The 14,547-nt window shown below is 58.9% G+C and carries 16 protein-coding genes; 7 read left to right on the forward strand and 9 right to left on the reverse strand.

Annotated elements, in window-relative coordinates; translation table 11 throughout:
* Window positions 1-5: 5 nt before the first annotated feature.
* The 3 genes from trpD to BB029_RS03505 all read left to right on the forward strand — a co-directional run bounded on the left by trpD (window position 6) and on the right by BB029_RS03505 (window position 2,727).
* Entirely contained in the window at window positions 6-1,055 is a 1,050-nt protein-coding gene (gene trpD, locus BB029_RS03495; protein WP_065938244.1) for an anthranilate phosphoribosyltransferase, read from the forward strand.
* On the forward strand, window positions 1,052-1,888 hold the full coding sequence (gene trpC, locus BB029_RS03500) for an indole-3-glycerol phosphate synthase TrpC (protein WP_065938245.1): 837 nt from the start codon (window positions 1,052-1,054) through the stop codon (window positions 1,886-1,888). The genes trpD and trpC overlap by 4 nt, the downstream gene beginning before the upstream one ends.
* 143 nt (window positions 1,889-2,031) lie before the next feature.
* Entirely contained in the window at window positions 2,032-2,727 is a 696-nt protein-coding gene (locus tag BB029_RS03505) for a lipoate--protein ligase family protein (RefSeq protein WP_065938246.1), read from the forward strand.
* Here the strand turns inward: BB029_RS03505 and crp are convergent.
* Entirely contained in the window at window positions 2,724-3,368 is a 645-nt protein-coding gene (gene crp, locus BB029_RS03510; protein ID WP_027605892.1) for a cAMP-activated global transcriptional regulator CRP, read from the reverse strand. The two genes, BB029_RS03505 and crp, sit on opposite strands and share 4 nt — an antisense overlap.
* 245 nt (window positions 3,369-3,613) lie before the next feature.
* Between crp and BB029_RS03515 the strand changes: the two genes are divergently transcribed.
* The gene (locus BB029_RS03515; protein ID WP_005792019.1) at window positions 3,614-4,036 is read left to right on the forward strand and encodes an OsmC family protein; all 423 of its coding nucleotides are present in this window, start codon (window positions 3,614-3,616) and stop codon (window positions 4,034-4,036) included.
* Window positions 4,037-4,098: 62 nt separating this feature from the next.
* On the opposite strand, the gene coq7 is transcribed toward BB029_RS03515, so the two are convergent.
* The 6 genes from coq7 to hemJ form a co-directional block, all read right to left on the reverse strand.
* Window positions 4,099-4,746, reverse strand: a complete 648-nt coding sequence (gene coq7, locus BB029_RS03520; protein ID WP_027605891.1) for a 2-polyprenyl-3-methyl-6-methoxy-1,4-benzoquinone monooxygenase — start codon at window positions 4,744-4,746, stop codon at window positions 4,099-4,101.
* A 117-nt stretch (window positions 4,747-4,863) separates the two neighbouring features.
* Entirely contained in the window at window positions 4,864-5,202 is a 339-nt protein-coding gene (locus tag BB029_RS03525; RefSeq protein WP_005792015.1) for a histidine triad nucleotide-binding protein, read from the reverse strand.
* A 46-nt stretch (window positions 5,203-5,248) separates the two neighbouring features.
* Entirely contained in the window at window positions 5,249-6,037 is a 789-nt protein-coding gene (locus BB029_RS03530) for an SDR family oxidoreductase (protein ID WP_065938247.1), read from the reverse strand.
* A 62-nt stretch (window positions 6,038-6,099) separates the two neighbouring features.
* Window positions 6,100-7,062: a DUF805 domain-containing protein gene (locus BB029_RS03535; RefSeq protein WP_065925369.1), complete on the reverse strand. Its 963-nt coding sequence runs from the start codon at window positions 7,060-7,062 to the stop codon at window positions 6,100-6,102.
* 69 nt (window positions 7,063-7,131) lie between these two features.
* On the reverse strand, window positions 7,132-8,094 hold the full coding sequence (locus BB029_RS03540; RefSeq protein WP_065938248.1) for a nitronate monooxygenase family protein: 963 nt from the start codon (window positions 8,092-8,094) through the stop codon (window positions 7,132-7,134).
* Window positions 8,095-8,117: 23 nt separating this feature from the next.
* On the reverse strand, window positions 8,118-8,546 hold the full coding sequence (gene hemJ / locus BB029_RS03545) for a protoporphyrinogen oxidase HemJ (protein WP_015886147.1): 429 nt from the start codon (window positions 8,544-8,546) through the stop codon (window positions 8,118-8,120).
* 135 nt (window positions 8,547-8,681) lie between these two features.
* Here hemJ and argC point away from each other — a divergent pair, with 135 nt between their 5' ends.
* Window positions 8,682-9,716 (forward strand): N-acetyl-gamma-glutamyl-phosphate reductase, encoded by a 1,035-nt coding sequence (gene argC, locus BB029_RS03550; protein ID WP_065938249.1) that lies wholly within the window; start codon window positions 8,682-8,684, stop codon window positions 9,714-9,716.
* Window positions 9,717-9,881: 165 nt separating this feature from the next.
* On the forward strand, window positions 9,882-10,232 hold the full coding sequence (erpA, locus tag BB029_RS03555; RefSeq protein WP_003176443.1) for an iron-sulfur cluster insertion protein ErpA: 351 nt from the start codon (window positions 9,882-9,884) through the stop codon (window positions 10,230-10,232).
* A 91-nt stretch (window positions 10,233-10,323) separates the two neighbouring features.
* Here the strand turns inward: erpA and BB029_RS03560 are convergent, their stop codons facing one another.
* Both BB029_RS03560 and BB029_RS03565 read right to left on the reverse strand, forming a co-directional pair.
* Entirely contained in the window at window positions 10,324-11,415 is a 1,092-nt protein-coding gene (locus BB029_RS03560; protein WP_065938250.1) for an anhydro-N-acetylmuramic acid kinase, read from the reverse strand.
* A gap of 3 nt (window positions 11,416-11,418) precedes the next feature.
* Entirely contained in the window at window positions 11,419-12,837 is a 1,419-nt protein-coding gene (locus BB029_RS03565; protein ID WP_065938251.1) for a peptidoglycan DD-metalloendopeptidase family protein, read from the reverse strand.
* A 208-nt stretch (window positions 12,838-13,045) separates the two neighbouring features.
* Between BB029_RS03565 and tyrS the strand changes: the two genes are divergently transcribed.
* Window positions 13,046-14,245, forward strand: a complete 1,200-nt coding sequence (gene tyrS, locus BB029_RS03570) for a tyrosine--tRNA ligase (protein WP_027605883.1) — start codon at window positions 13,046-13,048, stop codon at window positions 14,243-14,245.
* The last annotated feature ends 302 nt before the right edge of the window (window positions 14,246-14,547 follow it).

The following is a 14,547-nucleotide window of genomic DNA, read 5'->3' on the forward strand; positions in this document are numbered from 1 at the left end:
TTTCCATGGATATCAAGACTGCCCTGAGCCGTATCGTCGGCCATCTGGACCTGAGCACCGCTGAAATGAGCGATGTGATGCGCGAAATCATGACCGGTCAATGCACCGACGCGCAGATTGGCGCCTTCATGATGGCGATGCGCATGAAGAGTGAAAGCATCGACGAGATCGTCGGTGCCGTATCGGTGATGCGTGAGCTGGCGGACAAGGTCGAGCTCAAGACCCTCGACGGCGTGGTCGACGTGGTCGGCACCGGCGGTGACGGTGCGAACATCTTCAACGTCTCGACGGCCTCTTCCTTTGTGGTGGCGGCGGCGGGCTGCACCGTGGCCAAGCACGGTAACCGCGCGGTGTCCGGCAAGAGCGGCAGTGCCGACCTGCTGGAAGCGGCCGGCATCTACCTGAACCTCACGCCGGTACAAGTGGCGCGCTGCATCGACAACGTCGGCATCGGCTTTATGTTTGCCCAGTCCCATCATGGTGCAATGAAGCACGCCGCCGGCCCACGCAAGGACCTTGGCCTGCGTACCCTGTTCAACATGCTCGGCCCGCTTACGAATCCGGCCGGTGTGAAGCACCAGGTGGTAGGCGTGTTCAGCCAGGCGCTGTGCCGGCCATTGGCTGAAGTACTCCAACGCATGGGTAGCAAGCATGTGCTGGTGGTGCATTCCAAAGACGGCCTGGACGAGTTCAGCCTGGCGGCGCCAACGTTTGTGGCGGAGCTGAAGAATGACCAGATCACCGAATACTGGGTCGAACCTGAAGACTTGGGCATGAAGAGCCAGAGCCTGCACGGCCTGGCGGTGGAAAGCCCGGCGGCGTCCCTGGAGCTGATTCGCGATGCCCTGGGGCGTCGTAAGACCGAGAACGGTCAAAAAGCTGCGGAAATGATTGTTCTGAATGCTGGCGCGGCACTTTACGCAGCCGATCATGCCTATAGTCTTAAGGAAGGTGTCGAATTGGCCCACGATGCGCTGCACACCGGTCTGGCTCGTGAAAAGCTCGAAGAGCTGGGAGCATTCACCGCTGTATTCAAGATGGAGAATGAAGGATGAGTGTGCCGACCGTTCTGGAAAAAATCCTGGCCCGCAAGGCTGAAGAAGTCGCCGAACGCCGTGCCCGTGTGAGCCTGGCCGAGTTGGAAGCCCAAGCGAAAGCCGCGGACGCACCGCGTGGATTTGCCAAGGCACTGATTGCCCAGGCCAAGCTCAAGCAGCCGGCCGTGATCGCCGAGATCAAGAAAGCATCGCCGAGCAAAGGCGTGATTCGCGAAAACTTTGTACCGGCGGAAATCGCGGTCAGCTACGAGAAGGGTGGGGCGACTTGCCTGTCGGTACTCACTGACATCGATTTTTTCCAGGGTTCCGACCTGTTCCTGCAGCAGGCCCGCGCGGCCTGCAAGTTGCCGGTGATCCGCAAGGATTTCATGGTCGATCCGTACCAGATCGTCGAAGCCCGTGCCTTGGGCGCCGACTGTGTGTTGTTGATCGTCTCCGCATTGGATGACGTGAAGATGGCCGAGCTGGCGGCCGTGGCCAAAAGCGTTGGCCTGGATGTGTTGGTGGAAGTGCACGACGGCGATGAGCTGGAGCGCGCGCTGAAAACCCTCGACACCCCGCTGGTGGGGGTCAACAACCGTAACCTGCACACCTTCGAAGTCAGCCTGGAAAACACCCTCGACCTGCTGCCGCGTATTCCGCGCGACCGCCTGGTGATTACCGAGAGTGGCATCGTCAACCGTGCCGATGTGGAGCTGATGGAAATCAGTGACGTTTATTCGTTCCTGGTGGGTGAGACCTTCATGCGTGCCGAGAGCCCGGGGGCGGAACTGCAGCGTCTGTTCTTCCCGGAGCGTGGCGTGGCGGTCAGTGGTTCCACTCTCGATTGATTTGAAATGCGATCAACGTGTGGGAGGGGGCTTGCCCCCGATAGCGGCGATTCAGTTGGAGCATCCTTGACTGACACACCGCTATCGGGAGCAGGCCCCCTCCCACATTTGGGTTTGTGTTTATTCAGATAGGTAGGTGCCCATTGATCCAGCCAGTGTCGATGCGTGTTGAAGCAGGCCTTGCCGCCGAGCAAGCCTTGTTGGCCGCCGTTTGCGCGGGTGAGCAGGCGTTTGGGTTGTTGTTCTGGCAGCCCAGCGATCAGGCACTGGTGATGCCACGCCGCTTGAGCCGATTGCCTGCTTTCGATGTCGCCAGCCGCGTGTCTGCGGATGCCGGTTGGCCGGTGCTCTTGCGCGAAACCGGCGGCGAACCGGTGCCGCAGTCCAGCGCCACGGTCAATATCGCCTTGGTCTACGCTCCGCCGCGCAGTGAGGGTGATCAAGGTCGCATCGAAACCGGCTACCAGCGTCTATGCCAGCCGATCTGCGATTTACTTATCGAGTTGGGCGGCGATGCCTCCGTCGGGGAAATCGACGGTGCATTTTGCGACGGTCGTTACAACGTCAACCTCAACGGGCGCAAAATGGTCGGCACTGCCCAGCGCTGGCGGCAAAGCGGGGGCCGCCCGGTGGGGTTGGTGCACGGTGCGTTGTTGCTGGATAACGATCGTGAAGAACTGATCGCGGCGGTCAACCGCTTCAACCAAGCCTGCGGCCTGGAGCAACGGGTTCGCGCCGACAGCCATATTGCCCTGCACGAAGCCTTCCCCGCGCCGGACGCAATCAGCCGGCTGGACACCTTGTACCGTCAGATGCTGGCCAGCTTCCTGCCGGCTTAACGGGTACCGAACACCACCATCGTCTTGCCTTTGACGTGCACCAGGTTGCGCTCTTCAAGATCCTTGAGCACGCGGCCGACCATTTCCCGTGAACAACCGACAATGCGCCCGATTTCCTGGCGTGTGATCTTGATCTGCATGCCGTCGGGGTGAGTCATTGCATCGGGCTGCTTGCACAGCTCCAGCAGGCAGCGGGCCACGCGACCGGTGACATCGAAGAACGCCAGGTCGCCGACCTTGCGCGTAGTGTCTCGCAGGCGCTGGGCGATCTGACCGCTGAGGGCGTAGAGAATATCGGGGTCCTGCTGGGCGAGTTCGCGAAACTTTGCGTAACTGATTTCGGCCACTTCGCACTCGACCTTGGTCCGCACCCAGGCGCTGCGCTCCTGCTCCTTGCCTGCTTGTTCAAACAGTCCCAGCTCGCCGAAAAAATCCCCGGTGTTCAGGTAGGCAATGATCATTTCACGGCCGTCTTCATCCTCGATCAGGATGGTGACTGAGCCCTTGATAATGAAAAACAGTGTTTCGGAGCGCTCACCGGCGCAGATGATGTTGTGCTTGGCGGGGTGGCGCCGGCGCTGGCAGTGCATCAGCAACTTGTCGAGATTCTTGATCTTGGGTATGGGCGTAAGAGCAACCATGGTTGTATCCCGAAAGGCAGCGCGAGGTGGTTGGAGTTGTTGTACTCAGCGGTATCGGCATTGATACACGTTGTATAAAGGGTGGCAATACGCCACTCCTTTGGCGCCAGCTTAACAGACACATTCTGACTCGATTAGCGAATTTTCCGAGTCGGCGCCGTTATTGATCGCTTTGATGGGAAGCGCGGTTGCGCCCGGGCCCTGTGCTAAGCTGGCGACCCTTTTTTAGCAGTGGAGTCTGGGCGATGAAGGCACGCATCCAATGGGCGGGCGAAGCCATGTTCCTCGGTGAGTCGGGCAGTGGCCATGTTGTGGTCATGGATGGCCCGCCCGAAGCCGGTGGCCGTAACCTGGGCGTACGCCCGATGGAAATGCTCCTGCTTGGTGTGGGCGGTTGCAGCAATTTCGACGTGGTCAGCATCCTGAAAAAATCCCGCCAGGCCGTGGAAAGCTGCGAAGCCTTCCTGGAAGCCGAGCGCGCCACTGAAGATCCCAAGGTGTTCACCAAGATCCACATGCATTTCGTGGTGAAGGGCCGGGCGTTGAAAGAAGCCCAGGTCAAGCGCGCCATCGAGCTGTCGGCGGAGAAGTATTGCTCGGCGTCGATCATGCTCGGCGCGGCCGGTGTGGCCATCACCCATGATTACGAGATCATCGAATTGGGTTGATCGCCAATAGGCAAAAGAAAAGGGCGCTTCGAGAGCGCCCTTTTTTGCAGCCGCAGGTTTAGTCAGATGCGGTAGGTGCTTTTGGTCATGACCTTGGCCAGCAGGCTCATGCCGAATCGCACTGGCGCCGGGAAGCGGAAACCGCCGGCATCCAATGCACTTTCGGCGTGGTGCTCCTCATCGATACGCATCTGCTCAAGAATCGCCCGGGACTTTTCGTCATCGGCCGGCAGTTGCTCCAGATGTTCATCCAGGTGCTTGCACACTTGATGTTCCGTCGCGGCGACAAAGCCGAGGCTGACCTTGTCGCTGATCAGGCCGGCAGCCGCGCCGATGCCGAATGACAAACCGTAGAACAGCGGGTTGAGCACGCTGGGATGGCTCCCCAACTGGCGAATACGTTGCTCGCACCAGGCCAGGTGATCAATTTCTTCCTCGGCCGCATGCTCCATGGCTGCGCGCACCTGCGGCAGCTTGGCGGTCAGGGCCTGGCCCTGGTACAGCGCCTGGGCACAGACCTCACCGGTATGGTTGATACGCATCAGGCCTGCGACATGGCGGGTCTCGGTCTCGCTCATCTGCGCGTCAGGCTGCACGATGGCGGGCGACGGGCGGTACGGTTGGCCGCTGAAGGGCAGCAGTGTGCGCATGGCCATGTCGGCTTGCAGCAACAGACGGTCAATGGGCGAGTAGTGACGTTGGGTAGTCATGCTGACCTCCGGGAAGAATCTCGGCGGCCAGTTTACCGCAAGAGAGAGGAGCGCGTTTGCCCTGAGTCAAGGGCATGGAGTCGCAGCCTTGGGCTGCGCCCCTTGTAGCGGGCTATTTCAGCCCGGCGGCCAGTTCATCTGGCGCTGGCCCAGCACATGCATATGGATGTGGTAAACGGTCTGCCCGCCGTCTTCGTTGCAGTTCATCACTACACGGAAACCTTTCTCGCAGCCTTGCTCCACCGCCAAGCGCTGGGCGGTGAACAGAATATGGCCGGCCAGGGCCTTATCCTCTTCGGTCAAGTCATTCAATGTACGGATAGGTTTCTTCGGGATAACCAGAAAATGTACCGGCGCCTGTGGGGCAATATCGTGAAAGGCGAGGACTTGATCATCCTCGTAGATAATCTTCGCGGGTATTTCTCTGTTGATGATCTTGGTGAACAGAGTATCCACAGCTGTTTCTCCATTATGAAAGTGCAAGGTGAGTGTACCCAGGCGATCAGCGCGGGCAATAGGCCTTGTTGATCGCACCGGCGATCTTGCGAGTCAGCCAGCGCGGGCTGAAACGCGGGCTGAAGGCCAGCCAGCGATTACGTCGTCCAGGAATGATGATGGCTTTGTTCTTTTCCAGTGCGCGCACGGTATAGAGCGCCACTTCTTCCGGACTCATCAATTGTTCGCTGCGTTCGAGTCTGGCGGTGTCCATCTGCGCCGTACCGAAGAAGGCGGTGCGCGTAGGACCGGGGCAAAGCACCGAGACCTTGATGCCGCAGGTCTTGAGTTCTTCGCGCAAGCCTTCGGAGAAATGCAGCACATAGGCCTTGCTGGCGTAGTAGCTGCTCATCCACGGGCCGGGTTGGAACGCGGCGACCGAGGCAACGTTGAGAATCTGCCCGCCACCGTGCAGCGCCATGGTATTGCCCAAGGCGTGACACATGCGGGTGAGGGCAAGGATGTTGACTTCGATGAGGTCTTGTTCGGTCATCCAGTCCTGGGCCAGGAATGGCCCGCTGGTGCCAATGCCGGCGCAGTTCACCAGCAAATCGATCTGCCGCTCGCCTTCTTCCAGCTCCAGCAGGAACCCGGACAAGCGCAATGGCTCGCCCAGGTCGCATGCCCGAAACAGCACCTCGACGCCGAAGCGTTGGGTCAATTCGATTGCAATGCTTTCCAACTGATCACGCTGGCGGGCCACCAGAATCAAGCTGCGGCCGCGACGGGCCAGGGCTTCGGCCAAAGCCAGGCCGATGCCGCTGGAAGCACCGGTGATCAGAGCGTAACGGGTCATGCCTTTCTCCATCGCAACGCGCCGCGCCTGGGATGGAGGCATCACAGGCGCGGCGCGTTTCTTTACTGTTCTGGAGAGTCTACAGGTTCGGCTGCGTCGTCAGCACTTTGCGCGTCTTCCTCATCGACGATCACGCTTTGGTCGGCGTCTTCATCGGAGGTGATGGAGCTGCTTTCGTAGCTGCTGTCCACGTTGGTTTCGAGTTGATCCAGGTAGCCGTTCATGCCCAGCGACACCACGATGATGAGCATCAGCGGGATGAATGCCAGCCACAGTGAGGCCAGGACCTTCACCGCGGTGGAGTTGCGCGGTGGCGGCGCGCCGTACTGGTTGGCGCCGGTGTTACCTGGCATGACCAACAGCAGCAGGGGGAAAATACTGTTCACCAGCGGTACCAAGTTCAGCAGGTACAACCAGCCGGACCAGCCCAGATCGTGCAGGCGCTGCACGCCGATCTGCACGCTCACGACCACAACCGCGACGAACAGCGCGAAGCCCAGCAGCGAGCCGAGGATAATGGCTATGGTCGGTGACGCGGTCGCGATGGCAAAGCCCACAGTACTGAGGATGCCGGCTGCGACGAGCATGGCGACGGTCAGTACCAGCGTCCATGCCAGGTACCGCAGACGACCAATACGGCCATTGATGGTGAAGACCTTGAGGGTGGCGTATTCCGGCAGGCTTTCACCTACGGCGGCACGCGGTGGTGCGTACGGCGAAGCCGCAGGACGGGAGAAGTCCGCTGCGCCGGAATCTGTTTCGTGGGTTTCGGCAAGGCTGAAGGCTACGGGCTGTTCGGCCTCGATACGCGCGTCCACCCCGGCGTTTTTCAGCGCGGTGAGGTAGGTTTCGGCGTCGGGGCGGGACAGGTCGCGTTTCAGGGCAACAACGCGGCCGGTGAAGAGTTTCTCGATGTCCTCGACCGTGCTCTTGAACAGTTCAGCCAGGTTCAGCTTGGCTGTGGTGCTTTCGACACCCGGGAGCAGGGCCCCATCAAACACAATCTTGAAACGGTTGTCGCTCATGCGGGCATCCTTGTCACTGAATCAGTGGGGTAGTGCAGGCCTGCTCGATCGGCAGGCCTTGCGGTTGGGTCAGCGTGGCCAGCGCAACTGTGTGGCCTGCTCGCGCGCCTTGCGGTATTCGGCATCCAGGCGGGCAACGAGTTCATCGACGCCGGGTAAATCATTAATCTCACCGACACCTTGGCCGGCGGACCACACGGTCTTCCAGGCCTTGGCTTCGTCGCTCAGCGGCTTGAGCTTGGAGCCGAAGTTTACTTCGCCTTTGCCCTGCAGGGCAGCGAGGTCGAAACCGGCATTTTCCAGGCTCTGGCGCATAAAGCTTGCGGGCACCCCGGAGACAGCGGGAGTGTGCACGATGTCGGCGGCGCGTGATGTGAGCAGCATCTCTTTATACGCATCAGGGGCGTGGCTTTCAGTGGTACCGATAAACCGTGTGCCGAAATACGCCAGGTCTGCCCCCAGCAACTGGGCGGCGAGTATCTCATGGCCGTGGTTAAGGCAACCGGCCAGCAGCAGGGTTTTGTCGAAGAATTGGCGAATCTCTGCGATCAGCGAAAACGGGCTCCAGGTACCGGCATGGCCACCGGCGCCTGCGGCCACGGCGATCAGGCCGTCGACACCGGCTTCAGCGGCTTTTTCGGCATGGCGCCGGGTAGTGACATCGTGAAACACCAGGCCGCCATAGCTGTGCACCGCATCTACCACTTCTTTCACTGCGCCCAGGCTGGTAATCACGATCGGCACCTTGTGCTCGACGCAGATCGCCAGGTCAGCCTCAAGGCGAGGGTTGCTGTTGTGCACGATCAGGTTGACGGCGTAGGGCGCAGGATTGTCCAGATGCGCCAGGCCCGCTTCGATTTCCTCCAGCCAGGCCTTGAAGCCACTGCTCTCGCGCTGGTTGAGCGCCGGGAAACTGCCGACCACGCCGTTGCGGCAGCAGGCCAGCACCAATTGCGGATTGGAAATCAGGAACATCGGCGCCACCACCACGGGCAGGTGCAGACGTTGTTCAAGCAGAGCGGGCAGCGACATTGGAGGTACCCCGAGTAATGAAGTTAGAACGGTTTGACCACGACCAAAATTACGATAGCCAGCAATATCAGAACCGGGACTTCATTGAACCAGCGATAAAAGACATGGCTGCGGGTGTTTTCGCCACGGGCGAAACGTTTTACCTGCGCGCCGCACATATGGTGGTAGCCAATCAGGAACACTACCAGGGTCAACTTGGCGTGGATCCAGGCGCCCGATTGAAAGATGCCGGGGTTAAGGGCTATCAGCCAGATACCGAACACCAGGCTGGCCAGCATCGCTGGGCCCATGATGCCGCGGTAGAGCTTGCGCTCCATCACGCTGAAGCGTTCCTTGCTGACAGCGTCCTCGCTTTGAGCGTGGTAGACGAACAGGCGCGGCAGGTAGAACAGCCCGGCAAACCAGCAGACGATGCTGACGATATGGAAGGCTTTGACCCATAGATAAAGCATTTTTAGTTATTCCCAGGTTCACGGTAGCGCAGATAGTAGTGGCTCATGCGCCCATACGTCACGTTGACGGTTGTCGCAGGACGATACGGCCCCTATTATCGACGGCTTTCCAGTGGGTTCGTTGAGGGCAGGTTTATGGTCAAGGTCGGTATCGTCGGCGGCACGGGTTACACCGGTGTCGAATTGCTGCGTCTGTTGGCTCAGCATCCGCAAGCTGAGGTAGTGGTCATTACCTCTCGATCCGAGGCCGGCCTGGCCGTGGCCGATATGTACCCGAACCTGCGAGGCCACTACGATGGCCTGGCGTTCAGCGTTCCGGACATCAACACCCTTGGCGCCTGCGATGTGGTGTTCTTTGCCACTCCCCATGGCGTTGCCCATGCGTTGGCTGGCGAACTGCTGGCCGCTGGCACCAAGGTCATCGACCTGTCGGCGGACTTCCGCCTGCAAGACGCCGACGAATGGGCCAAGTGGTACGGCCAGCCTCACGGTGCACCGGAACTGTTGGAGGAGGCCGTGTACGGCCTGCCGGAAGTCAATCGTGAGCAGATCAAGCAGGCGCGCCTGATCGCCGTGCCGGGTTGCTATCCGACGGCGACGCAACTGGGCTTTCTGCCGTTGCTCGAGGCCGGGCTGGCGGATGCTTCGCGCCTGATCGCAGACTGTAAGTCGGGTGTCAGCGGCGCCGGTCGTGGAGCAGCGGTAGGTTCCCTGTACTCCGAGACTTCGGAAAGCATGAAGGCTTACGCAGTAAAAGGGCATCGCCATCTGCCGGAGATTCGTCAGGGGCTGCGGCGCGCTGCCGGCCAAGACGTAGGCCTGACCTTTGTGCCACACCTGACGCCGATGATTCGTGGCATTCATTCCACGTTGTACGCCACCGTGGTCGATCGTTCGGTAGACCTGCAGGCGTTGTTTGAAAAGCGTTATGCCAACGAGCCGTTCGTCGATGTAATGCCTGCTGGCAGCCATCCGGAAACCCGCAGCGTGCGAGGCGCCAACGTGTGCCGGATTGCAGTGCATCGTCCGCAGGATGGTGACCTGGTGGTGGTGTTGTCGGTGATCGATAACCTCGTCAAGGGTGCGTCGGGCCAGGCGGTGCAGAACATGAACATCCTGTTTGGCCTGGATGAAAAGCTGGGTCTGTCCCACGCCGGCATGCTGCCTTAAGACGATTGGCAAAGTGTGCAAAAGGCCCGTTGATCGGGCCTTTTGTGTTTCTAATGGCGGCGATGCAGATTGATATACCGTAACAATAGTTGACCGCTTTTCTAGGAGAAGCGGATAATGCCTGCCATTACGCATATGGCGGCGCTACGCCGGGAGATTATCAGCATGAGCGTTGAATCCTTCACCCCCACGGCTTTGCAATTTACCCACGGTGCTGCGCACAAGGTGAAGAGCCTGGTCGATGAAGAGGGTAATGATCGCTTGAAGCTGCGCGTATTCGTTACGGGCGGCGGTTGTTCAGGGTTTCAGTACGGTTTCACCTTCGATGAAGATGTGGCGGACGATGACACCATTGTTGAGCGCGAGGGCGTGAGCCTGGTCGTGGACCCGATGAGTTTCCAATACTTGGCAGGCGCCGAGGTGGATTACCAGGAGGGTCTGGAGGGTTCGCGTTTCGTGATCAAGAACCCTAACGCGACCACCACCTGTGGTTGCGGCTCTTCGTTCTCGATCTGATCGACAGTCTGATCTACAACGAATAAAAACGCCGCTTGGCTTTGATCGGCCAAGCGGCGTTTTGCTGTCTGCGATTCTGGCGAGGTGTTCGTCAGGCGGGGTAGATCGCGCCAAGTACCCTCAGCCCGCGTGCGCCGGTGACATTGGGCCGGTTGGCGGCAATGCCTTCCAGGCAGCAGTGAGCCAGCCAGGCGAAGGCCATGGCTTCGACCCAGTCCGGGTCTACGCCGTGGGTGGCGGTGCTGCTGACTTGAGTGGATGGCAACAACGCGGCCAGACGATTCATCATTGTGGTGTTATGGGCGCCGCCGCCACAGACGAGTAACGTTTCTGTCTCGGGCTGCGCGGTTTGCAGGGCCTCGACGATGGTCAGGACGGTCAGTTCCAGCAGGCTGGCCTGTACGTCCTGGGGTTCAAAGGCGGGCAGACGGCCAAGATGCCGGTGCAGCCACTCGAGGTTGAACACTTCACGGCCGGTGCTTTTCGGGCCTTTGGTCAGGAAGAATGGATCGCTGAGTAGGGCTGTGAGTAGTTGAGGCTCGACCTTGCCACTACCCGCCCACTGCCCATCACGGTCAAAGTGTTCGCCGCGCTGCTGTTGAATCCAGGCGTCCAGCAGCACATTGCCTGGGCCGCAGTCGAAGCCGGCTACGGGCTTGCCGGTTTCGATCAGGCTGAGATTGCTGAAGCCCCCAATATTCAATACTGCACGGTTGCCGGTGCTTTCGCCAAACAACGCCTCATGAAAGGCGGGCACCAGAGGCGCGCCCTGGCCGCCAGCGGCAACGTCGCGGCTGCGGAAGTCGCTGACTACGCTGATGCCCGTCAGCTCCGCAAGCAATGCCGGGTTGCCGATCTGCACGGTAAAGCCTCGGGCGGGTTCATGACGGATGGTCTGGCCATGGCTGCCGATCGCACGTATGTCTTGAGGCTTGAGGTTGTACTGATCGAGCAATGTGTGAATGCCGTGGGCGGCGAGTGTGACCCAGTGCTGCTGGGCTATCGCTGAGCGGGCAATCTCATCCGGGCCGCTGGCGCACAGGCTTAACAGCTCTGCGCGCAGGGTGTCCGGCATCGGTGTGTAGTGGGTGGCGATCAGATTGACCGCCGAATCTTGTTCGATCAGAGCGATGTCCAGGCCATCGAGGCTGGTCCCGGACATTACACCTATATAGAACGGCATACCTTAACGCTTCGCCGAAGCAAGCAGGGTGGAGCGCTCCTGGTCCATGCGCGCCATCAACGGCTGGCTTTGTTGCATAAAGCGTGTGCGCTCGGCCTTGGCGATCGGGTCGGCCATCGGCAGTTTCTGGCCCAATGGGTCAACGTGCACACCATTGACCTGGAACTCATAGTGCAAGTGCGGGCCGGTGGACAGGCCAGTGGTGCCGATGTAACCGATTACTTGGCCTTGCTTCACGTTGCCGCCGGTTTTCACACCCTTGGCGAAACCTTGCATATGGCCATACAGGGTGCGGTAGGTGTTGCCGTGCTGGATGATCACCGTGTTGCCGTAGCCACCGCGGCGCCCTGCGAGCAGAACTTTGCCATCGCCGGCCGCCTTGATAGGCGTACCGCGTGGTGCGGCATAGTCGACGCCTTTGTGGGCGCGGATTTTGTTCAGAATTGGATGCTTGCGACCCATGGAGAAACGCGAGCTAATACGAGCGAAATCCACCGGGGTGCGGATAAAGGCCTTGCGCATGCTGTTGCCGTCGGCGGTGTAGTAGCTGCTGTTGCCTTGCTTGTTGGTGTAACGCACGGCGGTGTAGGTCTTGCCACGGTTGGTGAAGCGTGCGGAGAGAATGTTGCCGGTGCCGACCACTTTGCCGTTGGCGACTTTCTGCTCGTAGATCACGTCGAATTCATCACCCTGGCGGATGTCCTGGGCGAAGTCGATGTCGTAGCCAAACACGCTGGCCATGTCCATGGTCATGCTATGGGACAAGCCGGCGCGTGCGGCAGATTGCGACAGTGAGCTGTTGATCACGCCGTGCACGTAGGCAGAGCGCATGACTGGCTTGGTGGTGATGCGGTTGAAGGCAAAGCCTTTGGCGCCCTTGGTCAGGGAGATGCTCTCGAGGTCACTGACGCTGGTGTGCAGGTTGTTCAGCTGACCGTCTGGTGTCAGTTCGAATTCCAGTTTCTGGCCGTGTTTGAGCTGGGTGAATTGCTTGGCTTGTTTATCGCTGGCCAGTACATCGTTAACGGTGGCTGCGGGAAGGCCTACCTTCTCGAACAAGGTCGAAAGCGTATCGCCTTTCGCCACGATCACTTCGCGGTGTTGAGGGTTCTTGGCAGCGTCTACTACGGGCTTTTTCTGTTCTTGAACGGCTTGCTGGGTATCTTCCGGCGTGTTTTCGATCTGGGCAAACGGCGATTCAGTGGGAGCATTTGTGGCTTGTTGGGCGTCGGAAGCGTCTTGATCTTGTGTCAGTTGTTCAACTGGACTCTCCAAGTCAAGGCTCAGAGATGTTCGTTTGGCTTCTACGTCACTGGAAGGGAATACCAGGAGTGCCAGGCTGAGAAGGGCGGCGATACCACTTGCTGCGAGCAGGTGGGTCTTCGGGTAAAGCGGCGGCGCTTTAGACGGTTCAGTGGTCATAGGTAATTTGACTTTGAAGATGAAATGGAAAAGATGAATGACATGATGAAGATGAAATAACTGTATAAAATATAATCAAATCATCTGTGGCGCAAGCTCGCGAACGCTGGGCTTGCTGAACGGTGTCCGTGCGCAGGGCAAAACTTGTAATTAGTCCCTGATCTTGTATGGTTGGTTCCCTTTTGAATCTGAGCCTTGCGGGTCTGTTATGAAGTCGGTTGAAGAGCAGCTAGCGCTGATAAAACGTGGTGCGGAAGAACTGTTGGTCGAGGCCGAGCTGATCGAAAAGCTCAAGCGTGGCCAACCCCTGCGTATTAAGGCTGGCTTCGATCCAACGGCGCCGGACCTGCACCTGGGTCATACCGTGCTTATTAATAAGCTGCGTCAGTTCCAGGAGTTGGGGCATCAGGTGATCTTCCTTATAGGTGATTTCACCGGGATGATCGGCGATCCGAGCGGTAAAAGTGCGACGCGCCCGCCGCTGACCCGTGAGCAGGTTCTCGATAATGCCGAGACCTATAAGACCCAGGTATTCAAGATTCTTGATCCGGCCAAGACCGAGGTGGCGTTTAACTCTACCTGGATGGATCAGATGGGGCCGGCGGACTTCATTCGCCTTACTTCCCAATACACCGTGGCGCGCATGCTTGAGCGTGATGACTTCGATAAGCGCTATTCAACCAATCAGCCGATCGCGATTCATGAGTTCCTGTATCCGCTGGTTCAGGGTTATGACTCGGTAGCGCTGCGCGCGGATGTTGAGTTGGGTGGTACCGACCAGAAATTCAACCTGCTGATGGGGCGTGAGTTGCAGCGTGCTTATGGTCAGGAAGCTCAGTGCATCCTGACCATGCCGTTGTTGGAAGGATTGGATGGCGTCAAGAAAATGTCCAAGTCCCTGGGCAACTATGTCGGCATCCAGGAAGCTCCGGGTGTGATGTACGGCAAGCTGGTTTCTATCCCGGATGCCTTGATGTGGCGCTACTTCGAACTGTTGAGCTTCCGCTCGATGGATGAGATCGATGCGCTGCGTGCGGATGTAGAGGCGGGTGCCAATCCGCGTGACGTGAAGATCAAGCTGGCGGAAGAGATCGTTGCGCGCTTCCATGGTGAAGAGGCTGCGGCCAGTGCTCACCGTGCGGCTGGTAACCGCATGAGAGACGGCGAGCTGCCGGATGATCTACCTGAGATTGAATTGACGGCTACTGAGGCCATGCCGATTGCGGCAGTCCTTAATAAGGCTGGTCTGGTGAAGAACTCGGCGGTCGCGCGTGACCTTCTGGGGTCTGGCGGTGTGCGTATAGATGGTGAGGTGGTGGATCGCACCTTTATATACGAACTGGGTGCTACCCACGTTTGTCAGGCGGGGAAGAAGGCATTTGCGCGTATTACGCTCAAATCCGAATAAACCTGAAATTAAGTGTTGACGGCGAATTGTATCTGTCTATAATTCGCCCCACTTCCGGCGCAGTCGAAACGTAAAACTCCTTGATAAACAACGAGTTATGCAGAATAAGGCAGCGGATTGCTTCAGTTCATCGAAGCCCAGAAGAAGTTGGTAGGGTCGTGTTGTTTGACGCTATTAACGATTCGATCTTCTCGGTCGAAAGCGGAGGAAAAGAGGTGTTGACAGCAGCGTGTAACGCTGTAGAATTCGCCTCCCGCTAACGAGAGATCGCAAGCGCAAGTGGTTGAAGTTGTTGAAGAAAT

It is taken from the genome of Pseudomonas sp. S3E12, assembly GCF_001702295.1.
Lineage (GTDB): Bacteria > Pseudomonadota > Gammaproteobacteria > Pseudomonadales > Pseudomonadaceae > Aquipseudomonas > Aquipseudomonas marginalis.